This window comes from Sinorhizobium psoraleae, assembly GCF_013283645.1.
GTDB lineage: Bacteria > Pseudomonadota > Alphaproteobacteria > Rhizobiales > Rhizobiaceae > Sinorhizobium > Sinorhizobium psoraleae.
The window spans coordinates 489145-514086 of sequence record NZ_JABEKV010000002.1; the positions used below are offsets into that span (position 1 = coordinate 489145).

Here is a 24942-nt window from a genome sequence, read left to right on the forward strand (position 1 = left end):
GCGGAACAACATTGCTAACGATCGTGCTTTTGGTGAGGGGGGATCCGATGAAGAGCTTCCGATTTGCCCTGGCGGCGGTCGCCGCTTTTGTGCTCAGCACCGCGCAAGCGGTGGCGGGTAGCGCGTCCCTCGTTCTTGACGCGCGGACAGGCAGGATTCTTGCTGCCGAGAATGCCGACACGCTCAACCATCCCGCGTCGCTGACGAAGATGATGACGCTCTATTTAACCTTCGAGGCGTTGCATCGGGGTCAGATCGGCTGGAACACGAGGTTGGTGATGTCGCCAACGGCCGCGCGCAAACCGCCGACGAAGCTCGGCGTCAGGGCCGGCGACACGATCACCGTTCAGGAGGCCGTCAACGGCATGATCGTCCGCTCGGCCAACGATGCGGCCGCGGCGGTCGCCGAAGCCCTCGGCGGGTCGGAGGCCGGCTTTGCGCAGATGATGAACGCAAAAGCGCGTCGCCTGGGCATGACCCGCACGTATTTCGTCAACGCCTCCGGTCTGCCGGCACGCGAGCAGGTCACGACAGCGCGCGACATGGCGCGGCTCGCCATCGCACTGATGAGAGATTTCCCGGGGGAGTATCGAATGTTCGCCGCCCAGGGGTTCACCTTTCGCGGCCGCACAATCCGCGGCCACAACAATCTGATGTATCGCTACTCGGGCATGGACGGGATCAAGACCGGCTACACCAATGCGTCGGGCTACAACATCGTAAGTGCCGTAAGAGATGGCAATCGCCGCATCGTCGGCGTGGTGCTCGGCGGGCGGTCGGCTAGAGGCCGTGACGACAAGATGGCTTCCCTGCTCGATCAGCATTTGGGCAGGACGGGATCCACTGGCGGCCGTTTGGTCTCCGCTACCACTTCGCGCGGCATCTTCGACATAGCGGGGTTGCCCGGTGTCCGGCTGTCCTACGCCGATACGCTGCGAACGCACGAAACCGCCCCCGCGCCGATCGTTGCGGCATCCACCGAAACGGCGATGCCGTCCGATCGTCCCACTGCCGTCGATGGCGGTGCAGCAACACCAAGCGCCAGCGGATATTGGCAGATTCAGATTTCCACGGCCACAACCGCGGAAGGCGCCAGGAAGATCCTGGTCGAAGCACAGTCGGCCGGCGGCGCGGCGCTGCTCGGCGCCTCGCCTCATACGGAAGTGTCGGGCGACGGCAACGCCAGGCGCTATCGCGCGCGCTTTATCGGCTTCGCCAGCCGCGAGGCGGCCACTTCGGCCTGCACGATTCTCAAGAAGCGATCCTACGATTGCACGCTGCTTCCCGACCGGGGTTAGTTTGTCCCGCGAGCTTCTACAGCGCGCGTCTTATCAGCCGCACAAAGAACGCTGTAGCGCTTTGAATTTGCGGCATGTTTTTCCTTTGGCCAATCGATTACGATTCAAGGAAACATGCAGCAAGGAGATTTTCCCGCGCGCAAGCTACGCGGCGGGCGCAAGCCGTCGAACATAGAATTTGGTGTCGACACCCATGACCGGAAAGCCAATTGGCAGGTCATCCTTGCTGATCTCGGCAAACCCGTTCTTCTCGTAGAAACGATGCGCGGCAAGGAACTTGTCGGTCGTGCCGAGAAAGACGGCCGCGATTCTCCGGTGCTCGGCATGGGCAAACAGTCTCTCGAGCAGCCGCGCTGCCACGCCGTGATCGCGGCCACGAAAATCGGGAGCGACGAACATCTTACGGAGCGCTGCTTGAGATCCGCCGATATCCTTGAGACCAAGGGTACCAACGACCCGGTCGTCGATGGTGGCAACCCAGAAATCTCCGTTCCCGCTTTGATAGAAGTCGGCGATCGAGCGAAGATCCGGTTGATCGTCGATGGTGATGGCAATGCCGAATTCCTCGCGCTGGATCGGCAAAATGACGTCGATGACGCCCTCCTCGTCCGCCGCTGCAAAGCGCCGGATTTCCACCTCTCCCGTCATGGCACCCTTTCCTCCACGGACCTCGGCTCCGCTCAGTCGGCCGTGGGCCTTATGCCTGCGTACCGCCGACGGTGATCTGATCCATTCTGAGATGCGGTTGGCCAACACCGACCGGCACCCACTGGCCGGCCTTGCCGCAGTTGCCGATGCCGGTATCGAGCTTGCTGTCGTTGCCGACCATCGTCACCCGCTTCATCGCGTCCGGTCCATTGCCGATCAGCATCGCCCCCTTGACGGGCGCACCGACCTTGCCGTTCTCGATCAGATAGGCTTCGGTGCAGCCGAACACGAACTTGCCGGAGGTGATGTCCACCTGGCCGCCGCCAAAGGAGACGGCGTAGATGCCCCTCTTGACCGAAGCGATGATCTCGTCGGGCGTGCGATCTCCGGAAAGCATGTACGTGTTGGTCATGCGGGGCATCGGGATATGCGCGTAGCCCTGCCGGCGGCCATTTCCGGTGGGCTTCATGCCCATCAGCCGTGCATTCTGCCGGTCCTGCATGTACCCGACCAATTTGCCGTCCTCGATCAGGACGTTGTAGCCTGACGGAGTGCCCTCATCGTCGACCGAGATCGAGCCCCGCCGCGCCTCGATTGTGCCGTCATCGACAACGGTGACCCCTTTGGCCGCCACCTGCTCGCCGAGGAGGCCTGCGAAGGCGGACGTCTTCTTGCGATTGAAATCGCCCTCGAGCCCGTGACCGACCGCTTCATGCAGCATCACGCCGGGCCAGCCGGAGGCGAGCACGACGTCCATCGTGCCCGCCGGAGCATCGATGGCTTCGAGGTTGACGAGCGCCTGCCGCAGCGCTTCGTCGGCGCCGCGCTTCCAGTTCTCTTCCGTGACGAAGTTGCCGAACCCGCGCCGTCCACCGATGCCGAACGATCCGGTTTCCTGCCGGTCGCCATCACCGACGACGACCGAGATGTTGATGCGGGTCATCGGTCTCACGTCGTGGACTCGGTGGCCGTCGGAACGCAGGATATCGACCACCTGCCAGCTGGCGGAGATCGAGGCGGTCACCTGCCGCACCTTGGGATCCCTGGCGCGCAGATAGGCGTCGACCTCCTGCAGCAAGGCAACCTTGGCCTCGAAGGTCGGTTCGCCGATCGGGTTCTCGTCGCCGTAGAGCTTCTTGTTGGTCCGCTGGGGGGCTGCGGCATAGGAACCGGCATAGCCGCGCGTCACCTGACCGACGGCGTCGGCGGCCCTGCGCAGGGCGGCAAGCGACAGTTCTCCGGCGTGCGCGTAGCCGACCGATTCGCCCGCCACAGCGCGCAGGCCGAAGCCCTGGTCGGTGTTGAAGCTGCCACCCTTGAGGCGGCCATTGTCGAAGGAAAGGACCTCGGCTTGCGCATGCTCGAGAAAGAGCTCGCCGTCGTCGGCGCCAGCAAGCGTCTCGGACAGAACCTTACGGACCGTCGCCTCGTCCGCATCGAAGAGGCTTATCAGATCGGTGTTCATGGTCGTCCGCTCCCGCTGGTTCAAGGTCCCACTGCATGTTTCCTTAAATCGTAGCCGATTTAAGGATAAAAACATGCAGCAATTCAAAGTGCTACAGCGTCCTTTGCGCGTCTGAGAAGACGCGCGGCGCTGTATGCCTTCCATTTAGGAAGCACGGGGCCGCAAGCCAAGGAAATTTTCAGGAAACGGAAGCATTCCAGCCGTCGAGAAGCTTGACCTCTTCGACGCCGGTAAAGCGGGCGATGCGGTCGAGCTCGGCAGCAAGCTTTTCCATGCGGCCGGACGAGGCCTTGACGCCCGGCTCCAGCCAGAGGCGGCGGACATCCAGTCGTCCAAGCTTTCGGTCTGCTTTCATATCGATGCGGCCGATCAGCCGATCGCCTTCAATCAACGGAAAGACGTAGTAGCCGTATTCACGCTTCGCCTCCGGCACAAAAACCTCGATCCGATAAAAGAAGCCGAAAAGTCGCTCCGTTCGATTGCGATCACGCAGCAAGGGATCGAACGGGCTAAGGACGCGGATGCGCGCCGGCGGCTCGGCCATGTCGCCGAAGCCGTCGGGGAAGCCGGAAAAGCCATAGGACGGGCGCGGCTTACCACCGTTGGCGGATTCGACCAGAACGTCGCAAAGCTCGTCCCGATGTGCGGCAACCCATGCTTTCGCCTCATCCGGCGACACCAGGTCCCAGAAGGCGGCGATTTCTCCATGGGTCGCGAAGCCCAGCCGGTCGAGAGCGCTGCGGCAAGCCCAGTCGACGAATTCCTCGTGGCTCACCTCCCCCTCATAGTGATGCGGGGGAATGACGCGTTCCGTGAGGTCGTAAACTTTCTGGAAGTTCTCCCGCCGGGCAATCGCCAGCTTGCCTTGGCGCCAGAGCACCTCGAGCGCCGTCTTCGACGGGTGCCAGTTCCACCAGCCGCCGGATTCGTGGCCGTCCGCCTTGAGATCGCGGGCCATCACCGCACCGTTGTTGACGATCCGTTCGTAGGTCTCGTCGCAGCCGTCGTCGAACCCTTCGCCCCGCCATTTGCGCCAGCGCTCGCGTAGCGTTTCGCTCTCCCACTTGAAGCGATGTTTCCAGTAGACGAAGAAGGTGCTCGGAATGATCGAGGCATCATGCGTCCAGTGTTCGAAAAGCTCCCGATCCTTCTCCAGCAACTCGGTCAGATGTTCGCGGCGGTAGGTCTGGTTGCGCGAAAAGAGAATCTGGTGATGGGCCCGCTCGACCGTTGCAATGCTGTCGACCTGGACGAAGCCGAGGTCACTGATGAGTTTCAGCAGGCCGTCCTTGCCGAGGGCGCGATGCGGCGCGGCGGTGAGGCCCTGTTTCGCGAGGAAGATGCGCCGCGCATCGCGATTGGAAAGGCGAATCGTCATGGCAGGAGAGTAGGCTTTTATTCCCATTATTCAAATACAGTTGTGCGAATGGCCGGCTGCATTGCCCTTCCCGATCGACTTGCCCTATAGAGCCACCACGCAAACTGCGAGGGACAAGGCTTGGACATTCGCTTTACCGATTGCTCGGTCAGCTTCGGCGAACGGGTCGCGCTTCATCCTCTGGCACTCGCCCTTGACGAACGACGTATCGGCATTATCGGCCTCAACGGCTCCGGCAAGACCACCTTTGCGCGGCTGATCAACGGGCTCGTTAAGCCGAGCAAAGGCCGCGTGACGGTGAACGGGCTCGATACGGTCAAGGACGACAGGGCCGTCCTCGCCGAGGCAGGCTTCATCTTCCAAAACCCGCAGCACCAGTTGATCATGCCGATCGTCTCGGACGATATTGCATTCGGGCTGAAGAATCGCGGCCTGCCTGCACAGGAGATCGCCGCGCGGACCGAGGCGGCGCTGACGCGCTTCGGAGTGACGCACCTTGCGAGACGCCGTGTACATGAGCTTTCGGGCGGGGAAACGCAGCTCGTCGCCATGGCCAGCGTCGTCGTCACCGGTCCGAAGATACTGATCCTCGACGAACCGACCAACCAACTCGACCTCCGCAACCGCCGTATGGTCGCCAACACGATCGATGCACTCGACGAGGACACGATCGTCATCACCCATGACCTCGAGCTCGTTGAAGGCGTCGAGAGATTGTTGCTCTTCCACGAGGGACGGCTGTTTGCCGACGGTCCGCCCGCCGAAACGATCAAGCGCTATCACGAGGTGGCGGGATGCTGACGAGCCTCTATGTGGAGGGCAGAAGCTGGTTTCACCGCCTGCCGGTGCGGGCGAAGCTTCTCGCTCTTCTGGTTCTCAGCCTCGCGCTCTTCGCGACGCAATCGCTCTATCTGCTTGCGCCCGCCTTCCTGCTCTGCGGGTGGCTCTACTTCTCGCTCGGCCTGACGTTCCGCCAGGCGCTCGCGCGCGTCGGTTTCGTCTTCTTCACCATACTCGTCCTGGCCGCTATCAACCTTTTTCTTCTTCCCGTCCCCGAGGTCGCCGCGCTGCTGCTGCGGCTGATGGCGCTCGTGCTTTTCGCCGCCACGGTTACCGCGACGACGACAATCGGCGCCTTTATGGACGAGATCACTTTCCTCCTGAAGCCGTTCGAGCGCCTCGGCCTACTGCGTGCTGCCGACGTCAGCCTTGCGCTCGGCCTCGTACTGCGTTTCGTTCCGGATATCTTCGCCCGATACGAGGCAATCCGCGAGGCGCATCGCGCGCGCGGGCTGCCGATACGGCCACTGACGATTATCGGACCGCTCATCATCCTGACGCTCAAAGATGCGGATACGATTGCCGCAGCCATTGACGCTCGCGGATTTCGCCGGCAATGAATTCGCGCTTTCTAATAAAAGGGTAAGACCGTATGAACACCAGAGATCTCGTCCTCATCGCGCTCTTTGCCGCGATCGTTGTCGTACTCGGCCTCATTCCGCCGATCACGCTCGGCTTCATCCCTGTTCCAATCACGGCGCAATCGATGGGCGTGATGCTTGCCGGCTGCATCATCGGCGCAAAACGCGGTGCGCTCGCTTTCCTGCTGTTCGTCCTCCTCGTCGCCATTGGCCTGCCGGTGCTTTCCGGCGGGCGCGGCGGCCTGGCGGTTCTGGCCGGCCCCTCTGGCGGCTTCATCCTCGGCTGGGCGGTCGCGGCGTTTGTCACCGGCCTCGTCGCCGAACGCTTCGTTCATGAAGGCCAGCGGGAAATCCGCCAGTTCGTCGGGTTCTTCCTGGCTTCGGTCGTCGGCGGCATTGTCGTCCTCTACGCGATCGGCGTGCCGTGGCTGTCTGCCGTCTCCGGAACGCCGCTCCTTACCGCGGCGACTGGCTCGCTCGTCTTCATCCCGGGCGATTTGCTGAAAGCCGCGATCGCCACGCTCGCCGCACGCGCAGTCTACGCCGGCTATCCGCTGCTGCCGGCCCGCGCCTGAAGCGATGCCGCTCGCCGAAGCAATCATGTGTCACGCGGTGAGCCGCCCGCACGGCCCGGCCTTCCGCATCGAAGGCCGGATTTTCACTTTCGGACAACTTGCCGCCGACGCAACCAGCATTCTCGGGGTGATCGAACAATGGATGGCCGCCAAGGCGGGTGGCAGTATTCTGTCAGACCGGGCGCGACTGATCGCAATCCAAAGCGGCAACCACCCGCTCTTTCCGGCTGCCTTCATCGCCGCGACCGCAGGCGGCAATTGCGCCGCGCTCATCGATCCGCATCTGCCAACGGCGACGCGCCGGCGGATGATAGAGCAATTGCGGCCCGACATCGTCATTCATACGGTGGGCGATGCGCTGCGGCTCGAACGGCCGACGACTGGCGAAACCGCACTCTTCGAGACCGCGGCCGAGGGCTTCCGCCCCATTCCTGTTGGCAAAGAAGGCGAACCCTTCCTCATCGTTTTCACGTCCGGCACGACGGGAGAGCCGAAGGCGATTATCCGCGATCGCCGCTCCTGGCGTCTCAGTCTCGAAACAGGACAATACTTTTTTGGCATCGGAGCGGAGACGACGACCTATGCGCCCGGTCCGCCCGCGCATGGACTGACGCTTTACGCGCTTGCGGAAACCCTGAAGGCAGGCGCGGAATTCGTCGGGGCCTGGCATTTCGACCCACGGCAGGCAATGGCGACCATCGCGGCCGGGAAGGTCAAGCGGCTCGTGCTGGTGCCGACAATGTTGCGACGGCTCTGCGAACAGGCCGAGGGCACCACCCTGCCCTCCGTCGAGGCGATCACCGTTGCCGGAGCCAAGCTCACGCCTGCGGACCGGAAGGCGGCGAGCCTTGCCTTTCCCGCGGCACGGGTGATCGAATATTACGGCGCTTCCGAACTGGGCTTCATCAGCGTCGCCGATGCGTCAGACAGTCTCGTCCCGACTGCGGTCGGCAAGGCGTTCCCCGGCGTTCGTCTCGCGATCCTCGATGAGGCAGGAAACGATCTTCCCGCGGGAGAGATCGGTACGATCTCCGTCGAGAGCGCGCTCATCTCCGATGGCTATATTGTCGGCGGCGACGGCGCGGGCTTTTCCCGGAACGGCAATCTCGCAACGGTCGGCGATCTCGGTTTCCTTGATCCCGACGGCACGCTGCATCTCATCGGCCGCGCCGGCGGCATGGTGCTTTCCGGTGGTAACAACATTTATCCGTCCGAGGTCGAGGCCGCGATCACGGCCGCCAGCGAAGTCCGCGCCGTCTCCGTCCTGGGTCTCGATCACCCCGACCTTGGCGCCGAGGTCGCGGCGGTCATCCAGCCGCGCGGAGATGCATTCGACCATGGGTCGCTGCAGCGCCATCTTGATGCCGCTCTGCCGCGCTACAAGCATCCGCGCAAGATCTGGCTCTGCCGTGACATGCCGATGACGGCCTCCGGCAAGATTGCCACCAAGGAGCTCCGGCAATGGATCGCGGAGGGGAACGGTGCCCTTGAACGCCTCGTCTGATCCGGCACGCATACCCGTCATCATCGCCGCCCTGCGCACGCCGATCGGCCGCGTGAACGGCAGTCTGGCCAAGATTGAACCGGCCATGCTTGCAGCGCCGCTGATTGCCCGGATCATCGCGGACACGGGCATCGACGGCGATGAAATAGACGACGTGCTCATCGGCAATGCCGCCAACAGCGCCGGCAACCTCGCGCGACTTGCCGCGCTCGAAGCCGGTCTGCCCGTCGCCATTCCTGGCGTGACGGTCGACCGGCAATGCGGCTCGGGGCTGGAAGCCGTTACACTCGCGGCGCGGCAAATTCAGGCCGGCGCAGGACGGTACTATCTTGCCGGCGGCAGCGAAAGCGCCAGCCGCGCCCACATCCGCCTTCGCCCGCCGCTTGTACGCGACGACGAACTGCAGCCGGTGAAGCGCGCACGGATGGCGCCCGATTCCATCGGCGACCCGGATATGGGTGTTGCCGCCGAGAACGTCGCCACCGCCTGCGGCATCTCCCGCGAAAGGCAAGACCAGTTCGCACTGGAAAGCCACCGGCGCGCCGTTGCGGCCGCGACGGCCGGCAGGTTCCAGCGCGAGATCGTGCCGGTGTCGACGCCGTCGGGTCTCGTCTCGAGCGATGAATGCCCCCGGGCAACCGCGGCGGCCGAGACGCTTGCCCGGCTGAAGCCGGTTTTCGTCAAGGACGGCACCGTGACCGCCGGCAATGCATGCCCGATCAATGACGGAGCTGCCATGGTACTGCTGACGAACCTCGCCGAGGCACGCCGGCTTGGGGTTCCCTTTGCCCTGGAATTCGTCGACGCGGCGGCGGCGGGCGTGCATCCTGGCCTGCTCGGGCTCGGTCCCGTCCCGGCCATGGCGAAACTTCGTGCGCGCAACCCGGCGCTCGACCTCGATGACATCGACTTCATCGAATTCAACGAGGCTTTCGCCTCACAGGTTCTGGGAAGTCTCGACCAGCTCGATATCGCACCGGCCCGCATCAATCGCGACGGCGGCGCGATCGCGCTCGGACATCCCTACGGCGCGTCCGGGGCGATCCTCATCGTCCGGCTGCTTTCGCAGATGCTTGCGGCCCCATCCGAAACCGAGGGCCTGGCAATGATGGGCGTCGGCGGCGGCATGGGCGTCGTTGCTCACTTCCGCAGCCTTCGGCTGGATCAGAGGAGATAGCCGGTCAGCCATTCGCGTGTGGCGGCAGGCAGCGGCACCGGCGCATGGCGGGCGGGATCGACCGCCACCCAGACGATCTCGACCTCGGCGACGAGCTGGCCGCCAGCCTCCACACGTACCGCAAAACTCACCGAACTCCCGCCGATCTTCGAGACGTTGACGATGAAACGGGCGGGTTCGTCATAGCGCAGGCCACGATGAAAGAGGCAGGCCGATCGGCGCACGAGATAGGCGGGCTCGTTCCTGACGGTCGGCCGATGGCGCCAGAGGCCGGACAAGGCGGCTTCGGCATGCGCGTAATAAGCCGCATTGTGCATATGGCCGTGCATGTCTATATCGCGAAACGGAATGCGGATTTCCGTAACATTTTCCCGTTGCGTGCCGTCCATGCGAGGCCCTCACGATGCGTTCTTCCTTGGTTAGACAGTTTGGCGATCCCGGACAAGTCATCGCGCTCGTAGATGTCGATCGTGCCATGCCGGGAACCGGGGAAGTCGAGATCGCCGTCTCGCTTTCGGCCATCAACCCCTCGGACCTGATCCCCGTGACCGGCGCCTACAGCGCACGCACGGTCCTGCCCTTCGTTCCCGGTTTCGAGGGCGTCGGAGTAATCAGCCGCGTCGGAGCGGGCGTACAAGGCCCGCAACCTGGAAATCGGGTCATCCCCATCGGCGCAAGCGGCCTGTGGCAGCAGTTTCTCGTCCGCCCGGCCGAATGGTGCTTTTCCGTGCCGGACGACATCGACGACGCACAGGCTGCCACGAGCTACGTCAACCCGCTGACGGCAGTAAGGCTCGTCGAACAGTTGCGTGAACATTTCGGCTCTCTCAAGGGCCGCAGCGTCGGCGTCACCGCGGCGGGCTCCGCGATTGGCGGAATGCTGCTGCGTCTGCTCGCTCTCGAAGACATGACGACGACCGCCATCGTCCGAAGCGAAAAGAGCGTGAGCCGCCTCGGCGATGCGCACCGGATCGTTGTCGCAGACGGCAACAGCCTTCCGCCGCGGCTCGCTTTTGACGCCGTGCTCGATGCCGTCGGCGGGACCTTGGCGGGCGAACTGATCACGCGTTCCGTCCAATCCGGTGGGATCTTCCTGCAGTACGGTGCTCTAAGCGGCGTGCCAGTGCCGCAAGCGGCGATCAGTGGCCGCCCCGACGTCCGTTTCGCCTTCCTGTGGCTTAGAACCTGGGTGCATTCGGCCGGCCGCGATGCGCTCGAAGCTGCCTTTGCGCGAAGCTTTGCGGGCTTGCGCGACGGGTTATTTGCGAGCCCGATCGCCGCCACCTATCCCCTGAGCCGTCTCGCCGAAGCACTGGCGCACCAAGCCAACCCGCTCCGCGCCGGCAAGATCCTGCTGGATCCGCGTTGTTGAAAATCGGCACTTTCACGATCCGCACCATGGACCTCGGGCAGTTCGCGCACTAGTTTTCCGGCATGACCACGTTTCTCTACGAAAACCCGGTCTTTCTGGAGCACAAGGTTCCCGAGGGGCATCCCGAGCGGCCGGACCGGCTGAGGGCGCTGAACCTTGCGCTCGATCATCCGAATTTTGCCGAACTCAAACGGGTCGAGGCGTCCAAGGGCAGCGAGGACCTCGTCCTGCTCGCCCATCCGGAACAGCACCTGAGGTCGATCGTCCGGGAGATTCCCGAGGAGGACATAAACCAGCTCGAGGCTGACACATACGCGAGCCCGCAGAGCCTTGTCGCGGCGCTGACCGCTATTGGCGGTGCCGCCGCGGCGGTGGACGCCGTTTTCGCCGGTGATGCGGACAACGCCTTCGTCGCCGCACGCCCGCCGGGACACCACGCCGAGAAGAACAAGGCGATGGGTTTCTGCTTCTTCAACACAGTCGCGATCGCCGCCCGTCATGCGCAGAAGGCACATGGGGCCGAGCGCATTGCGATCGTCGATTGGGACGTCCACCACGGCAATGGTACGCAGGACATTTTCTGGGACGACCCGTCGGTTCTCTTCTGCTCGACCCATCAGATGCCTCTCTATCCCGGCACCGGCGCGAAGGACGAGACGGGCATAAAGCACAACATCGTCAACGCCCCACTCTCGCCCAACAGCGGCAGCGAGCATTTCCGCGACGCGTTCCGGACGCGGATACTGAATGCACTTGATGATTTCCGTCCCGACTTCGTGCTGATTTCCGCCGGCTTCGATGCCCATCACCGCGATCCGCTGGCTCAGATCAACCTTATGGCGGAGGATTTCGACTGGGCAACGGGTCGCCTCATGGAAATCGCCGGCAGAAGCGCCGGCAACCGTGTCGTCAGCCTGCTCGAGGGCGGCTATGACCTGCAGGGGCTCGCCGAATCGGCGGGTATGCATATTCTGAGATTGATGAGAGGGTAATTGATGACCACCACCGCGCAACAGGACGTTTCCACCCTCTCCTTCGAGCAGGCCGTCGAAGAGCTGGAGCGTATCGTCTCGGCGCTTGAACGCGGCGACGTCGCGCTCGACAAGTCGATCGAGATCTATGAACGCGGCGAGGCGCTGAAGAAGCATTGCGAGATGCTCTTGAAGGCCGCCGAGGACCGCATCGAGAAAATCCGCCTCGACCGCGCCGGCAAGCCGCAGGGTGTGGAACCGCTCGACGCCGGATAGTGAACAACGGGACGTTTCCGGTTTGCTGCCCACATCCGGCCAGCCGGCCACCTCCTCCCCGCAAGCGGGCTAAGTTGCTCCCGTGGCGTTTCGACCTGTGAGAAACGCCCAGGATCGCGAAACGCTGCGTCTCCCGATTGTCGCTACCGGACCGGCAGCATTGAGGATAGTCTCGACCTGTACGCCACCAACCGGAGTGATCGCCATGTCCTTCTTTCCTGGTCCAGATCCGCTCGCCGGCGACAAGCCGGCCTGCGACGCCATCGAGCATCTCATCATTCCACGCACCAGCGACATCGGCGGTCTTCAGGTTCGTCGGGCGTTGCCGACCGCAAAACGCCGCCTCGTCGGTCCGTTCATCTTCTTCGACCGGATGGGGCCGGCGCTGCTTCGGGCCGGTCAGGCGATCGACGTTCGCCCGCATCCGCATATCGGCCTTTCGACCGTGACCTACCTCTTCGACGGCGAGATCAAGCATCGCGACAGCCTCGGTACGGAAATGGTGATCCGCCCCGGAGACGTGAACCTGATGACTGCCGGCCGCGGCATCGTGCACTCCGAACGCTCCCCGGAGAACCAGCGCGGCCATGAACGATCGCTGTCCGGGCTGCAAACCTGGCTGGCACTCCCCGACGACAAGGAAGAGATCGACCCGATCTTCACGCACACCGAAGAACGCCTGCTGCCGCACCTTGCCGATGGCGGCGTACGCGCACGCGTGGTCCTCGGCCGTTTCGAGGGCGCGGCGTCACCCGTCTCCATTTTCACCGACACGATCTATGTGGATCTCGCGATCGAACCGGGCAAGAGCGCGCCCTTTGCGGCCAATTGGGAAGAGCGTGCGCTCTACATCCTCTCCGGCGAAGCGATCATCGCCGGCGATCACTTTGCCGACAACCAGTTGCTCGTCTTCCGCCCCGGGGATGAAATCACGATAACCGCCGGTCCCGCTGGCTGTCATGTCATGCTGTTCGGTGGCGCCGCTCTCGGCTCGCCGCGCCACATCTGGTGGAATTTCGTTTCCTCGTCCAAGGAACGGATCGACAAGGCGAAGGAAGAATGGCGCACCGGGCGGTTCGACATAGTGCCAGGGGACGAGGAAGAGTTCATACCTTTGCCCGAAAGCTAATTTTCGTTAAGCTCTTGGTTGAAGTCGCAGGAAAGCCTAATTTTGCATTCAACGGCGATTGCGTCTAAAGAGCCGTTCCGACGAACACCATCAACAGTTCGCGCGCCCCTCCGGCGCGCATGAGGCATGCAGCGTGACACAACTGCCAACCAATCCTATGCCGGCGACGCCCTTGCTTGATCAGGTTAAGTTCCCCGACGATCTCAAGAAGATCGACGAGAAGGATCTGCCGCAACTGGCAAGGGAATTGCGCGCGGAAATGATCGATGCGGTGTCGCGTACCGGGGGCCATCTCGGCGCCGGCCTCGGTGTCGTCGAACTGACGATCGCGATTCACAAGATTTTCGACACGCCGCATGATCGGCTGATCTTCGACGTCGGTCATCAGTGCTATCCGCACAAGATTCTGACGGGACGGCGCGACCGTATCCGCACGCTGCGCCAGGAAGGCGGCCTTTCCGGCTTCACGCGGCGCGCCGAAAGCGAGTACGACCCCTTCGGCGCGGCGCATTCCTCGACGTCGATCTCCGCGGGGCTTGGCATGGCGGTCGCCGCCGATCTCGACGGCAAGACCCGTAACGTGATCGCCGTGATCGGCGACGGCGCTCTCTCCGCCGGCATGGCTTACGAAGCGCTGAACAATGCCGGCGCGCTGGATGCACGCCTCATCGTCATCCTCAACGACAACGACATGTCGATCGCGCCTCCGACCGGCGCCATGAGCGCCTATCTCGCGCGGCTTGCCTCGGGGCGCACCTATATGGGCATCCGCGAGGTCGGCAAGAAGCTGACGGCCTATCTCGGCAAGTCGGTCGACAGGGCGCTCACCCGTGCCGTCGAGCATGCTCGCGGCTATGTCACCGGAGGCACGCTCTTCGAGGAGATGGGTTTCTACCATATCGGCCCGATCGACGGTCATTCCTTCGACCATCTGCTGCCCGTGCTGCGCAATGTCAGGGATAATGCCAAGGGACCAGTGCTGATCCATGTGGTGACGCAGAAGGGCAAGGGTTATCCGCCGGCGGAAGCTGCGGCCGACAAATATCACGGCGTCAACAAGTTCGACGTCATCACCGGCGCGCAGGCGAAGGCGAAGCCCAATGCGCCGGCCTATACCTCGGTGTTCGCGGAGGCACTCGTCCAAGAAGCGAGCCTTGATGACAAGATCGTCGCCATTACCGCCGCCATGCCGACCGGCACCGGTCTCGACAGGTTCGCGTCCGTCCACCCCTCGCGCTGCTTCGATGTCGGCATCGCAGAGCAGCACGCCGTGACCTTCGCGGCGGGACTTGCGGCGGAGGGCTACAAGCCCTTCGCGGCGCTCTATTCCACGTTCCTGCAGCGCGCCTACGACCAGGTCGTCCATGACGTGGCAGTCCAGGGACTGCCCGTCCGCTTCCCCATCGATCGCGCCGGCTTTGTCGGCGCCGACGGACCGACGCACGCCGGCTCCTTCGATACGACCTACCTCGCCACTCTGCCGGGCTTCGTGGTGATGGCAGCCGCCGATGAGGCGGAACTGAAACATATGGTACGCACCGCTGCCGCCTATGACGAGGGCCCGATATCCTTCCGCTACCCCCGCGGCGAAGGCGTCGGCGTCGAACTCCCTGAACGCGGCGAGATCCTGCAAATCGGCAAGGGCCGTATCGTCAAGCAAGGATCGAAGGTCGCGCTGCTTTCGTTCGGCACCCGGCTTGCCGACTGTCTGATGGCGGCCGAGGATTTGGACGCTGCCGGTCTCTCGACGACAGTTGCCGATGCCCGTTTCGCAAAGCCCCTCGACCACGATCTCATCCGCCAGCTTGCACGGCATCATGAAGTGCTGATCACGATCGAGGAGGGCGCCGTCGGCGGGTTTGGAAGTCACGTGCTGCAGTTCCTTGCGATGGACGGCCTGCTTGATGGCGGGCTCAAGGTGCGGCCACTGGTGATGCCGGACATCTGGATGGAACAGGCGAAACCCGAAGCCATGTATGCCGCGGCCGGACTCGATCGGGCCGGCATCGTCTCGACCGTCTTCAAGACACTTGGCCAGAAACAAGCGGTCGGCCTCGGAGCGGCAGGCTGAGACTTTCTCGGTCTTTACCCCCAAACCGAAGAGACGACGCCAAGGCGCGATGAGACAGCATGTCCGAAGAAGCCAAGATATCCCTCCGCCTTGACCAGTTGCTGCTGAACAGCGGCCTCGTTGCCAGCCGCGCTCGTGCGCGCGATGCCATCCAGCGCGGTACCGTTAAGGTCGATGGCCGCACCGTCACCAAGCCCGCCGCCACCTTCGTCGAAGGCGTCGCCATTACCATAGATGATCCGGCGCAGGCCTATGTTTCCAGAGCGGCGCTGAAGCTCGTCGCCGCCCTCGACCACTTCGGCCTCGACCCGTCCGGGCAGACCTGCATCGATATCGGCGCCTCGACCGGCGGCTTCACCGAGGTTTTGCTAAAGCGCGGTGCCAGCCATGTCATCGCCGTCGACGTCGGCCATGGACAGATGCATCCGCGCATCGCGGCAGATCCGCGCGTCACCAATATCGAAGGGCTGAACGCCCGGGCGATGACCATGGACGACGTCGGGGATCATGCGATCACCTTCGTCGTTTCCGACGTCTCCTTCATCTCGTTGAAACTGGCGCTCCCGCCCGCGCTCCGCATGGCCGAACCCGGCGCGCACTGCGTTCTGCTCGTCAAGCCGCAATTCGAGGCCGGGCGCGAGGCGATCAGCAAGGCCGGGCTGCTCAAGGATCCAGAGAGCGCCCCGGCCGTGGCTGAGGAGTTGGAACGCTGGCTTGTGGAGGACATGGGCTGGCAGAGCCTCGGCCTCATCCCCTCACCCATCGCCGGTGGCGACGGCAACGCCGAATTCCTTCTTGCCGGGGTGAAGCCATGAGCACGCAAACGGTCACGATCACCCGTCTCGGCGCACAGGGCGACGGCATCGCGCAGACCGAAGCCGGGCCGATCTATGCGCCGTTCACGCTGCCTGGCGAAAACGTTGCGCTTGCCGTCAATAAGGCACACGGTACGCTGATCTCGGTGAGGGAGGCCTCCCCCGACCGGGCCGAGCCGAAGTGTCGTCACTTCGGCCCTGACGGGGTCAACGGCACCTGCGGCGGCTGTACGCTCCAGCACGCATCCGACGATCTTTATCATGCCTTCAAACGCAATCTCGTCATCGATGCCCTGAAGTCGAAGGGGTTGACGCCGGAGGTGGCGCCGCTGGTCATCGCCCGTCCAGGCGAGCGCCGGCGCGTCGTCTTCACTGCGCGGCGAACCGAGAAAGAATTGCTGCTCGGCTTCAACCAGGCAGAAAGCCATCACATCGTGGCGGTCACCGAATGTCCCATCACGAGCCCGGGCATCGTCTCCCGGCTCGCGACCATTCGCAAGATCGCGGCCGCGATGGCGTTAAGCGCCGAGCCGTTCCGAATCACGGTGCTTGAAACCAATTCCGGCCTCGATCTCGCCTTTGAGGGCATCAAGCTCGGCGACAGAGAGCGTCGCCTGACAGTCGAGGCTGTGTTGGCCGAGCGGGGCATTGCGCGCGTCAGTCTCAATGGCGAGATCATCGTCGAACCCATAAAGCCGGTAATAGAGTTTGGCAGCGTTGCCGTGTCACCGCCGCCGGGAAGTTTTACCCAAGCGACGCGGCCTGCCGAAGAAGCGATGGCAAGGCTGGTGCTCGAGCATGTCGGTAAGGCCAAACACGTCGCCGATCTTTTCTCCGGCATCGGCACCTTCGCTCTGAGGATCGCGCAGAGGGCGCGCGTGCATGCCGTTGAGGGCGACGACAAGGCGCTGAAAGCGCTCGATTTTGCCGCGCGCAGCACGCAAGGCCTGAAGCCGGTGACGATCGAGAAGCGCGACCTTTTCCGCCGACCGATGATGGCACAGGAATTGAAGGCTTATGACGCAGTCGTCTTCGATCCGCCGCGCGCCGGCGCCGAGGCTCAATGCCATGAACTCGCCCGCTCTAGCGTGAAAAAGATTGCGGCCGTTTCGTGCAACCCTGTGACCCTTGCCCGCGATCTGGCAATCCTCACCGCCGCGGGCTATCGGATCACGTCGGTGACGCCGATTGACCAGTTTCTCTGGTCGGCGCATGTGGAAGCGGTCGCGACCCTCGAAAAACCCCAGAAATAACGAAGGCCCGGCGGATGCCGGGCCTCTTTTGGTTCATGTCTAGCCTGATCAGGCTGCGCGGCGCCGATAGCTTGCGGCGCTCGGATGAGCCGCCTGCGTCTCGCCAAGATTGAACTGGGCGAGCAACGCGTTGAGCGCGGCCGCCTCCTGGGCGAGGCCGTGGCTTGCCGCCGTCTGTTCCTCGACCATCGCCGCGTTCTGTTGCGTGCCCTGGTCCATGGTGTTGACGGCAGTGTTGATTTCCTGAAGACCCGTCGACTGCTCGCGCGTCGCGGTCACGATCGCGCTTACATGCTTGTTGATCTCCTGCACCTCACCGACGATCGCTTCCAGCGCCCGGCCGGTGTCGCCGACCAGCGTCACGCCCGAGCGTACCTGGTCGCCTGATGTCGTGATCAGCGCCTTGATTTCCTTCGCAGCGTTGGCCGAACGCTGGGCAAGTTCGCGCACTTCCTGAGCGACCACGGCAAAGCCCTTGCCGGCCTCGCCCGCACGGGCCGCCTCGACGCCGGCATTGAGCGCCAGGAGGTTAGTCTGGAAGGCAATGTCGTCGATGACGCCGATGATGTTGGAGATTTCGCCGGACGACTTCTCAATCGCGTGCATGGCCTGAACGGCATTCTGCACGACTTCTCCGGACTTCTCGGCACCGGCGCGGGTGCGGGCGACGAGCGCGCCGACCTCTTCCGCCCGGTGAGCGGAATCCTTGACGGTCGTAGTGATCTCCTCGAGCGCCGCAGCCGTCTCTTCGACAGACGCTGCCTGCTGCTCCGTGCGACGGGCAAGATCGTCGGCGGCCGAGCGGATCTCGCTGGCGCCGGCATCAATGGCTCGGGCGTTGACGCCAACCGCTCGGAGCGTGTCGTGCAGCTTGGCGACCGAGTTGTTGAAATCGGCCCTCAGGCGATCAAGGCGATCGGCAAAGGGGCTGTCGATGCGGAAGGCGAGATCGCCGTTGGCGAGCCGGTCGAGGCCGGTCGCAAGCGCGTCGACCGCGTGCTGTACTTCCGCCGCATCGCGCGCCTTCTGGGCCTCGCGGTCCAGACGCTCGCGCTCGGTGAGCGACCGCGTAGTGTCCGCTTCATCCTCGAGCCGCGCCCGCTCGACGGCATTTGTGCGGAAGACGGCAACGGCCGCTGCCATCGAGCCGATCTGGTCACGACGCCCCTCGCAGGGGATTTCGACGTCGATATTGCCGGCGGCAAGCTTTTCCATGGTGCCGGTCATTTCCGTGATCGGCCGGATGACCAATCGGCTGAGCAGCGTCGCAAGGAAAGCGATCATGACACCGACGGCAAGGATCGTCGCGACAGTAGCGGCGACGCGGAACTGGCTGATTGCCGAGTAGGCGACGTCCGCGTCCACGACGAAGCCGACATACCACTCGACCGAGGGAAGCCCCTTGACCGGGACGAAGCTGACCAGCATCGGCTTGCCGTCGAGCTCGGTGTTCATGATGCCGCTGCCGATCTTCGGCGCGTCGACGGGAAAAGCATCGGCAAGCGTCTTCGTTACCAGCTTGGCATTCGGATGGACAAGGATCTGGCCGTCCTTGTTGGCGAGAAACGCGAAGCCTTCGCCACCGACGTCGATCGCATTGACCATGGAAACCAGGGTCTTCAGCGAGAAGTCGCTACCGGCGACGCCATAGAGCTTGCCCTCATGCTTAATCGGCACCGCCGCGCTGATGATCAGATCGCCGCTGGAGGCGTCGATGTAAGGTTCGGTGAGTACGCGGGCATCGGCCTTTACCGCCTGCTGATACCACGGACGCTGCCGCGGATCGTAGCCTTCCGGCATCGGCGTTTCAGGCCAGGTGATGAACTTGCCGCTTTCGTTGCCGACATAGGTGGAGATGAACTCGGCGGTGAGAACATCGTTCTTCAGAACCGGCTGAACACCGGCGTCGTCACCAACGCGGCCGACAGCGTCGGCGACCATGGCGGTCAGCGTCACGCGGCCGTTCAGCCAATTGGCGACGCTCTGGGCCGCCTGATTGCCGGACGAGGCAATGTCCTCCTCGACTGCCTTCGTCGTCGTGGCACGCTGAAGGCTGTCGATGTAGACGGAAAAGCCTGCAAAGGCGCCGACGACAACGCAGGACGCGGCAACGAGAATGCGCGTCATGAGATTCGATCGTTTGGACAAGAGAGGGCTCCCCTGGAGTAGCCGGCATCCTTCGCCGGACATGAGCTCGTGAGATTTCCCCGCGCATGGCGGATCGGTCGCGGCACGCGACAAACGAAACTGCGGGAAATGATGAACATGCCGTGAAGGCAAGACCGGCCATGCCTCATGCGGCCGGGGCCGCCCGCACGACAAGCGCCTGCCTGTTCTGATGAACGCGCAAAGGACGCTCGGCGCTCTGGTTCCGGAACATTCTGCCCGCTTTTTCCGTGTTTCCACTTTGAAAGCAGGATGATCCAGGGAAGGCCTACTGCGGCCGCACGCTAACGGCCGCTATTTAAGAACCGATTAAAATTGACATATGCAAGTTCGGGATATCCGCCCGCAACGCGATCTTCCGGAACGCGCTGTCGGCTCGCGGAATTAGCGACGCATGAAGGCTTCGAAGGCCGCACGCGCTTCGGCGCTCTTCAACTGCGCCGCGAAATGCGCAGCCTCCTCGTCGATCCGTGCGAGCACATCGCTGCGGTCTCCGCGAACAAGGTCACGGGCGATGCGCAGCGCCTCCGGTGGCTTCCTCGCGAGGCGCGCCGCGAGTGAAAGCGTCTCCGCATCGACCGCATCGACGACCTTCCAGATCAACCCGGCCTGCAAGGCGTCGGCGGCTTCCAGCGGTTCGCCGGCAGCGAGAAGCGCGAAGGCGCGCTGGTGCCCCATAATTCGCGGCGCAATCAGGCTTGATGCCGCTTCAGGCACGAGCGCGAGATCGACGAAGGGCGTCTTGAAAACCGAGCGCGCGGAAGCAACCGTCAGGTCGCAATGGAGATGGATGGTCGTGCCGATGCCGATCGCCAGACCGTCGACGCCGGAGACAACCGGCTTTTTCGCGCCTGCAAGCGTCCGCAGGAAATCGAGTACCTCGGTTCCCATAGTCCCGCCCATGGCAAAGGCGAGAAAGTCGGCCATGTCGTTGCCGGCGGAGAAGCATCCTTCGGTGCCGAGGAAGGCGGTAACCCGGACGGCCGGATCGGCTCCCGCCACCGCCAGTGCATTCGTCATCTTGGCGTACATCTCGCGCGTGATGGCGTTCTTCTTTTCCGGCCGGTTGAAGCGGATGACCTGGACGCCGGGATAGGCCTCCGGGCGTTCTACAAGCACGTGATCGGTCATAAGTTCCCCCTCAAACGAGAACGGCCCGCGCGGCCGCAAGACTCTCCGCCCCATTGACGACGCGATCCTTGAGCGCGGCTGTTTCGGCGAGCAGGTTTTCCGCCGCGAAACGGCAAAGCGCGATGCGGGCGTCCTCTTTTCCGTCGCCGGCGTCCGCCATGCCGCCCTTGGCGAGATAGGCGCCTGTCAGCACCAGCCCGAAGAGACGCTGATAGGCGGTTGCGCCCGAGAGCGCTTCGGTGAGCCTTCCGCCGCCCAGCGCAGCCAGCAGCCATTCGGTCGCGTCCGAGAGATCGGCGATCGCAGCGTCGAGCCGCGCCGCCGTTTCGCCGAAGCCCTTCCTGTTCGTGGACCTGACTCCGGCGGCGATCTCACTCAGTTCGGCAATGAAGCCGCGCACATGGGCGCCGTCGGCCAAAGGCAGTTTGCGAGTAACGAGATCGATCGCCTGGATGCCGTTGGTGCCTTCATAGATCGGCGCTATGCGCGCGTCGCGCAGGTAGCGTGCGGCTCCCGTCTCCTCGATGAAGCCCATGCCGCCATGCACCTGGATGCCCAGGGAGGCGACATCGACTCCGGCATCGGTTGCAAAGGACTTTGCGATCGGCGTCAGCAGGCTGGAACGCTCCTGCCAATGACGGGCTTTCTCGCCCTCGCTGGCATGCGCCATGTCAACCGCGTGGGCGCAGGCATAGGCGATCGCCCGGGACCCTTGAGTCAGTGCCTTCATCGTCAAAAGCATCCGGGCGACGTCCGGATGCTCGATGATCGGGCTCATGCCCTCGCCGCTCCATCCCGGCGCCCTGCCCTGCGTGCGCTCCTTCGCATAGGCGATCGCCTTCTGCGTGGCCGCATCAGCGATCGCGACACCCTGCATGCCGACGGCAAGCCGGGCATTGTTCATCATCGTGAACATGCAGGCGAGACCACGGTTTTCCTCGCCGACCAGATAACCGATCGCACCTTTTTCATCGCCGAACTTGCCGTCACCGTAGATCATCGTGCAGGTGGGCGAGCCGTGGATGCCGAGCTTGTGCTCGAGCGAATGGCAGAAAAGATCGTTGCGGGCGCCGAGCGAGCCGTCGGCGTTGACGAGGAACTTCGGCACGAGAAACAGCGAAATGCCCTTCGTGCCCGCAGGTGCGTCCGGCAGGCGCGCCAGCACGAGATGAACGATGTTATCGGTAAAGTCGTGCTCGCCCCAGGTGATGAAAATCTTCTGGCCGAAGATGCGATAGCTGCGGTCATCGCGGCGTTCGGCCCGGGTCTTGAGCACCCCCAGGTCGGAACCGGCGTGCGGCTCCGTCAGGTTCATCGTGGCTGTCCACTCACCGGAAACCATCTTGGCGAGGTACGTTGCTTTCAGCGCGTCGGAGCCGTGTCTCTCCAGGGCTTCGATGGCGCCCATGGTCAGCGTCGGGCCAAGCGCGAAAGCCATCGAACCGGCATTCCACATCTCCATCGCGGCGACGTGCAGCATGTGCGGCAGATTTTGCCCACCGAAGGCCTCCGGAGCCGTCAAACCGTTCCAGCCGCCGCCGATCCAACCGTGATAGAGATCGCGCCATCCTTCCGGCGTCTTAACTGCACCATCGACGAGTCGTGCGCCTTGCCGGTCACCGACATCGCCGAGCGGGGCCACCTCTTCCGTCGCAAAGCGCCCTGCTTCCGCAAGGATCGCATCGACCAAATCCTCACCAAGCTCACCAAAAACACCGGCGCCCAGAGCCTCGGCCATGCCGGCCACGTGCTTCAATGTGAATGCGATCTCGTCGACCGGCGCTTTGTACATGCTCATCCTCCCCGTGCAGCCGAAACGATCGTCGAACAGCGCTGCGCGTCCTTCGTCGAACGGAAGACTATTGATTTTTACGTAAACGTCAACGTCAATTGCACTCGGTTCGAACTGCGGAGGATTGTAACAAAACTGTCATCGAGGGCGATTAGAAGCCGAGACGTTGGAGCGGGACGCAGGCGGAAAATCGCTCACACTTTTCCATGATCCCGCTCCAGCCAAGGCGCTGCGATGAACCTGTTTTCTCCCGAGATACCGGGCCTCGTCTGGGCCTACCGCTTCATACCGGGAGAAAGCCGATGCCAACGTATTGCCACCGACTCGTCGATCGACACCCTTTCTGACGGTGACGGCTGGGTCTGGCTGCATCTCGCACTCAGCGATGCGCGCACGCCCGCCCTGATCGAACGCATCAGCAACCTTCCGCAGGCGGCGATTGCCACGCTGACCAGCCACGATACCCAGGCCGCAATCACCGTTTCCGAGGATGCCGTCCATGGAACGCTGGTGGATTTCGAGCGCACTTTCGACGCGGTCACGAAAACGATCGGCTGGCTGCATTTTGCCGTCAACGACAAGATCATCATTACGACGCGGCTGCATCCACTGCGCAGCATCGATCGCGTGAAGGCGGCAGTCGAGAAAAGCGCCAGATGCAGCCGGCCGATCGACCTCTTCGAAATGCTCGTCGTCGAGTTCCAGCGCACGTTGATCACGCTCGTGCTGGAACTCACCGAAGAACTGAACGTCATCGAGGATAATGTCTACGGAGAGATCGGGCACAGGCAGCAACCAGGGCTCGCGCCGCTGCGCAGAACCGTGGTGCGGCTGCACCGGCATCTGAGAACCATTCTCGCCCTGCTGCGCCGGGCCGGAGCGTCGGAGGAGGACGAGGTGCCGCCGGGTTTCATCGACGCGGCGGAGCGGCTTTCCTACCGATTGGAGGCGGTTGACCGGGATGTCTTCGCACTCCAGGAACGCGCAAGGCTTCTCCACGAGGAAATCGACAGCAAGATTTCCTCGGAGACCAACCGACATCTCTACATTCTGTCGCTGATGACCGCGTTCCTTTTGCCGCCGACATTGGTGACCGGTTTCTTCGGAATGAACACGGGAGCCCTGCCCTTCGCAGATGGAAGCGGCACGCTCTACGCGGCGTTGATCATCGCCTGTTCCATGGGCCTTGCCTGGCTCATTCTGCGCCGCATAGGCATTTTGTAGGTCGCGGCGAAGGGCCGGACGCGACCGGCTCCATCGAACCGCGCCGGTAACGCTACAATCCAGAGCCGAACTTCGCCGCCACGCTTCTGCCTGAAGTCTATGTACAGGAGCGCTCGTCTCGCGCAGGATCAATTCGGGGCTGAGATTTACGACCTTTTAACGCTAATGTCGGCAATCTCAGTGAATGGAAAAGCGGGGACTCTCGATCTCGGGGACGATCTTGCGCCTGGTGGCCCTCTTGGGTCTGACCTTCGCGGCGGCGAATGCACGCGCGAGTGACCTGGAACCTTGGAAGCAGCGGCAGAACGCCATCATTGTCGATGCCTATGAGATGAACAGCATCGACTGGGAAGTGATGCTGAAGGACAAGCGTATCGCCGGGTTCATCGCAAAGGCCTCCGACGGCCTGCCCGAAAGCTTCTCCTGCACCGGAGACCATGGCGGCGACACGGTAGCCCACTGCAAGACGATGTGGCGCAAATACGCCGTCAGCCGCGAGCTTTACCAGACCCGCCGAATGATCGCCCGCTCGCATGGCCTGCTCTGGGGCGCCTACCATCTGGCTCGGCCCGGCAATCCTGTCGATCAGGCCAACCACTTCCTCGACTATGCCGATCCCCGCGACGACGAGGTGATGGTCCTCGATATCGAGGGGATCGATCCGGAAAAATACATGTCACTGGAAGATGCCGCCATTTTCGCCGGGCATATCAAGGTCCGCACCGGCCGCTACCCGATCCTCTACACCAACCACATCACCGCGAAGCACATCGCCGCCAACCGCTTCAGGCACCGGCTGCTGTCGCGCCTTCCGCTCTGGTACGCCCGCTACAAGCCCGACATCCGCAAGGTGTTTCCGATGGGGAACTGGGACAGCTACGCGCTTTGGCAATTCTCGTCGTCGCACAATTGCGGCAAGCGGCGCTGCCCGTACCGAGTGCCCGGCACGCTCAACGATATCGACGTGAACGTCGCCGCCATGCCGGCCTCCGCGCTGAAGGCCGTCTGGGCGCAAGGTGCCCTGCTGCCGGAGAAGGCGCCGGTTTTGACCGTTGTCGCCGCGGCGACGCGCGGCACGGCGCCAGCAGCCAGCGCCAGGGCCGCCGTCTCGTTCGAGCGGCCGGCATTGCTCGTGAGCCGGGCAACGGCCGCGAGCAAGTCGGGCAGCGGGGTCGACATGACGGTTACCGGCTCGATTGCCGTCAAAGCAGCCGAAGCACACCTGCCCCACCAGGCGGAGCGGCGCTAAAGCCCCCTTCCGGGAAGAAGCCGCGGC

22 protein-coding genes are annotated in these 24942 nt (G+C 63.4%); 15 read left to right on the top strand and 7 right to left on the bottom strand.

Annotation, left to right across the window (positions count from 1 at the left end):
- Positions 1-47: 47 nt before the first annotated feature.
- Positions 48-1298 (top strand): D-alanyl-D-alanine carboxypeptidase family protein, encoded by a 1251-nt coding sequence (locus tag ILFOPFJJ_RS11210; RefSeq protein WP_173510628.1) that lies wholly within the window; start codon positions 48-50, stop codon positions 1296-1298.
- Between the two features lie 144 nt (positions 1299-1442).
- On the opposite strand, the gene ILFOPFJJ_RS11215 is transcribed toward ILFOPFJJ_RS11210, so the two are convergent.
- The 3 genes from ILFOPFJJ_RS11215 to ILFOPFJJ_RS11225 form a co-directional block, all read right to left on the bottom strand.
- Positions 1443-1946 carry a GNAT family N-acetyltransferase gene (locus ILFOPFJJ_RS11215; protein WP_173510629.1) on the bottom strand — a complete coding sequence of 168 codons (504 nt, stop codon included), beginning with the start codon at positions 1944-1946 and terminating at the stop codon, positions 1443-1445.
- A 49-nt stretch (positions 1947-1995) separates the two neighbouring features.
- Positions 1996-3411 carry a metalloprotease TldD gene (gene tldD, locus ILFOPFJJ_RS11220; RefSeq protein ID WP_173510630.1) on the bottom strand — a complete coding sequence of 472 codons (1416 nt, stop codon included), beginning with the start codon at positions 3409-3411 and terminating at the stop codon, positions 1996-1998.
- Between the two features lie 178 nt (positions 3412-3589).
- A complete protein-coding gene (locus tag ILFOPFJJ_RS11225) occupies positions 3590-4789 on the bottom strand; it encodes a winged helix-turn-helix domain-containing protein (protein WP_173510631.1) in 1200 nt (399 codons plus the stop codon).
- A 120-nt stretch (positions 4790-4909) separates the two neighbouring features.
- Here ILFOPFJJ_RS11225 and ILFOPFJJ_RS11230 point away from each other — a divergent pair, with 120 nt between their 5' ends.
- From ILFOPFJJ_RS11230 to ILFOPFJJ_RS11250, 5 genes are read left to right on the top strand one after another with little or no spacing between them, the layout of a single operon-like run.
- Complete coding sequence (locus ILFOPFJJ_RS11230; protein ID WP_173510632.1) at positions 4910-5590, top strand: energy-coupling factor ABC transporter ATP-binding protein; 681 nt, start codon at positions 4910-4912, stop codon at positions 5588-5590.
- On the top strand, positions 5584-6189 hold the full coding sequence (locus tag ILFOPFJJ_RS11235; RefSeq protein ID WP_173510633.1) for a CbiQ family ECF transporter T component: 606 nt from the start codon (positions 5584-5586) through the stop codon (positions 6187-6189). The genes ILFOPFJJ_RS11230 and ILFOPFJJ_RS11235 overlap by 7 nt, the downstream gene beginning before the upstream one ends.
- Positions 6190-6221: 32 nt before the next feature.
- Positions 6222-6785, top strand: coding sequence for a biotin transporter BioY (locus tag ILFOPFJJ_RS11240; RefSeq protein ID WP_173510634.1), 564 nt, complete (start codon positions 6222-6224; stop codon positions 6783-6785).
- Between the two features lie 4 nt (positions 6786-6789).
- Entirely contained in the window at positions 6790-8289 is a 1500-nt protein-coding gene (locus tag ILFOPFJJ_RS11245; protein ID WP_173510635.1) for a class I adenylate-forming enzyme family protein, read from the top strand.
- A complete protein-coding gene (locus tag ILFOPFJJ_RS11250) occupies positions 8273-9466 on the top strand; it encodes a thiolase family protein (RefSeq protein ID WP_173510636.1) in 1194 nt (397 codons plus the stop codon). Before ILFOPFJJ_RS11245 ends, ILFOPFJJ_RS11250 begins: the two co-directional genes overlap by 17 nt.
- Here the strand turns inward: ILFOPFJJ_RS11250 and ILFOPFJJ_RS11255 are convergent.
- Entirely contained in the window at positions 9454-9855 is a 402-nt protein-coding gene (locus tag ILFOPFJJ_RS11255) for an acyl-CoA thioesterase (RefSeq protein ID WP_173510637.1), read from the bottom strand. The genes ILFOPFJJ_RS11250 and ILFOPFJJ_RS11255 overlap by 13 nt on opposite strands.
- 14 nt (positions 9856-9869) lie before the next feature.
- On the opposite strand from ILFOPFJJ_RS11255, the gene ILFOPFJJ_RS11260 reads away from it, so the two are divergent.
- The 7 genes from ILFOPFJJ_RS11260 to ILFOPFJJ_RS11290 all read left to right on the top strand — a co-directional run bounded on the left by ILFOPFJJ_RS11260 (position 9870) and on the right by ILFOPFJJ_RS11290 (position 17353).
- On the top strand, positions 9870-10838 hold the full coding sequence (locus ILFOPFJJ_RS11260; protein WP_173510638.1) for a zinc-dependent alcohol dehydrogenase family protein: 969 nt from the start codon (positions 9870-9872) through the stop codon (positions 10836-10838).
- A 62-nt stretch (positions 10839-10900) separates the two neighbouring features.
- Positions 10901-11830 (top strand): histone deacetylase family protein, encoded by a 930-nt coding sequence (locus tag ILFOPFJJ_RS11265; RefSeq protein ID WP_173510639.1) that lies wholly within the window; start codon positions 10901-10903, stop codon positions 11828-11830.
- Between the two features lie 3 nt (positions 11831-11833).
- Positions 11834-12085, top strand: a complete 252-nt coding sequence (locus ILFOPFJJ_RS11270; protein WP_173510640.1) for an exodeoxyribonuclease VII small subunit — start codon at positions 11834-11836, stop codon at positions 12083-12085.
- A gap of 205 nt (positions 12086-12290) precedes the next feature.
- Positions 12291-13214, top strand: a complete 924-nt coding sequence (locus ILFOPFJJ_RS11275; RefSeq protein ID WP_173510641.1) for a pirin family protein — start codon at positions 12291-12293, stop codon at positions 13212-13214.
- A 157-nt stretch (positions 13215-13371) separates the two neighbouring features.
- Positions 13372-15285, top strand: a complete 1914-nt coding sequence (dxs, locus tag ILFOPFJJ_RS11280) for a 1-deoxy-D-xylulose-5-phosphate synthase (RefSeq protein ID WP_210267440.1) — start codon at positions 13372-13374, stop codon at positions 15283-15285.
- 59 nt (positions 15286-15344) lie between these two features.
- Positions 15345-16100 (top strand): TlyA family RNA methyltransferase, encoded by a 756-nt coding sequence (locus ILFOPFJJ_RS11285; protein WP_173510643.1) that lies wholly within the window; start codon positions 15345-15347, stop codon positions 16098-16100.
- On the top strand, positions 16097-17353 hold the full coding sequence (locus ILFOPFJJ_RS11290; RefSeq protein WP_173510644.1) for a class I SAM-dependent RNA methyltransferase: 1257 nt from the start codon (positions 16097-16099) through the stop codon (positions 17351-17353). Before ILFOPFJJ_RS11285 ends, ILFOPFJJ_RS11290 begins: the two co-directional genes overlap by 4 nt.
- 48 nt (positions 17354-17401) lie before the next feature.
- Here the strand turns inward: ILFOPFJJ_RS11290 and mcpU are convergent, their stop codons facing one another.
- The 3 genes from mcpU to ILFOPFJJ_RS11305 form a co-directional block, all read right to left on the bottom strand.
- Positions 17402-19501, bottom strand: coding sequence for a methyl-accepting chemotaxis protein McpU (mcpU, locus tag ILFOPFJJ_RS11295; RefSeq protein WP_173510645.1), 2100 nt, complete (start codon positions 19499-19501; stop codon positions 17402-17404).
- A 402-nt stretch (positions 19502-19903) separates the two neighbouring features.
- A complete protein-coding gene (locus tag ILFOPFJJ_RS11300) occupies positions 19904-20650 on the bottom strand; it encodes a crotonase/enoyl-CoA hydratase family protein (RefSeq protein ID WP_173510646.1) in 747 nt (248 codons plus the stop codon).
- A 10-nt stretch (positions 20651-20660) separates the two neighbouring features.
- The gene (locus ILFOPFJJ_RS11305) at positions 20661-22442 is read right to left on the bottom strand and encodes an acyl-CoA dehydrogenase family protein (protein ID WP_173510647.1); all 1782 of its coding nucleotides are present in this window, start codon (positions 22440-22442) and stop codon (positions 20661-20663) included.
- Positions 22443-22676: 234 nt separating this feature from the next.
- Here ILFOPFJJ_RS11305 and ILFOPFJJ_RS11310 point away from each other — a divergent pair, with 234 nt between their 5' ends.
- Entirely contained in the window at positions 22677-23666 is a 990-nt protein-coding gene (locus tag ILFOPFJJ_RS11310) for a transporter (protein ID WP_173510648.1), read from the top strand.
- Positions 23667-23850: 184 nt separating this feature from the next.
- Positions 23851-24915 (top strand): glycoside hydrolase family 25 protein, encoded by a 1065-nt coding sequence (locus ILFOPFJJ_RS11315; protein WP_173510649.1) that lies wholly within the window; start codon positions 23851-23853, stop codon positions 24913-24915.
- The last annotated feature ends 27 nt before the right edge of the window (positions 24916-24942 follow it).

Bases quoted from the DNA above. Each gene is read 5' to 3' on its own strand.
- ILFOPFJJ_RS11210 (WP_173510628.1), top strand. From the start codon at position 48: ATGAAGAGCTTCCGATTTGCCCTGGCGGCGGTCGCCGCTTTTGTGCTC.
- ILFOPFJJ_RS11265 (WP_173510639.1), top strand. From the start codon at position 10,901: ATGACCACGTTTCTCTACGAAAACCCGGTCTTTCTGGAGCACAAGGTT.
- ILFOPFJJ_RS11225 (WP_173510631.1), bottom strand. From the start codon at position 4,789: ATGACGATTCGCCTTTCCAATCGCGATGCGCGGCGCATCTTCCTCGCG.
- ILFOPFJJ_RS11290 (WP_173510644.1), top strand. From the start codon at position 16,097: ATGAGCACGCAAACGGTCACGATCACCCGTCTCGGCGCACAGGGCGAC.
- ILFOPFJJ_RS11255 (WP_173510637.1), bottom strand. From the start codon at position 9,855: ATGGACGGCACGCAACGGGAAAATGTTACGGAAATCCGCATTCCGTTT.
- ILFOPFJJ_RS11285 (WP_173510643.1), top strand. From the start codon at position 15,345: ATGTCCGAAGAAGCCAAGATATCCCTCCGCCTTGACCAGTTGCTGCTG.
- ILFOPFJJ_RS11270 (WP_173510640.1), top strand. From the start codon at position 11,834: ATGACCACCACCGCGCAACAGGACGTTTCCACCCTCTCCTTCGAGCAG.
- ILFOPFJJ_RS11310 (WP_173510648.1), top strand. From the start codon at position 22,677: ATGAACCTGTTTTCTCCCGAGATACCGGGCCTCGTCTGGGCCTACCGC.
- ILFOPFJJ_RS11260 (WP_173510638.1), top strand. From the start codon at position 9,870: ATGCGTTCTTCCTTGGTTAGACAGTTTGGCGATCCCGGACAAGTCATC.
- ILFOPFJJ_RS11235 (WP_173510633.1), top strand. From the start codon at position 5,584: ATGCTGACGAGCCTCTATGTGGAGGGCAGAAGCTGGTTTCACCGCCTG.
- tldD (WP_173510630.1), bottom strand. From the start codon at position 3,411: ATGAACACCGATCTGATAAGCCTCTTCGATGCGGACGAGGCGACGGTC.
- ILFOPFJJ_RS11240 (WP_173510634.1), top strand. From the start codon at position 6,222: ATGAACACCAGAGATCTCGTCCTCATCGCGCTCTTTGCCGCGATCGTT.
- ILFOPFJJ_RS11275 (WP_173510641.1), top strand. From the start codon at position 12,291: ATGTCCTTCTTTCCTGGTCCAGATCCGCTCGCCGGCGACAAGCCGGCC.
- ILFOPFJJ_RS11245 (WP_173510635.1), top strand. From the start codon at position 6,790: ATGCCGCTCGCCGAAGCAATCATGTGTCACGCGGTGAGCCGCCCGCAC.
- ILFOPFJJ_RS11305 (WP_173510647.1), bottom strand. From the start codon at position 22,442: ATGTACAAAGCGCCGGTCGACGAGATCGCATTCACATTGAAGCACGTG.
- dxs (WP_210267440.1), top strand. From the start codon at position 13,372: ATGCCGGCGACGCCCTTGCTTGATCAGGTTAAGTTCCCCGACGATCTC.
- ILFOPFJJ_RS11300 (WP_173510646.1), bottom strand. From the start codon at position 20,650: ATGACCGATCACGTGCTTGTAGAACGCCCGGAGGCCTATCCCGGCGTC.
- ILFOPFJJ_RS11315 (WP_173510649.1), top strand. From the start codon at position 23,851: ATGGAAAAGCGGGGACTCTCGATCTCGGGGACGATCTTGCGCCTGGTG.
- ILFOPFJJ_RS11215 (WP_173510629.1), bottom strand. From the start codon at position 1,946: ATGACGGGAGAGGTGGAAATCCGGCGCTTTGCAGCGGCGGACGAGGAG.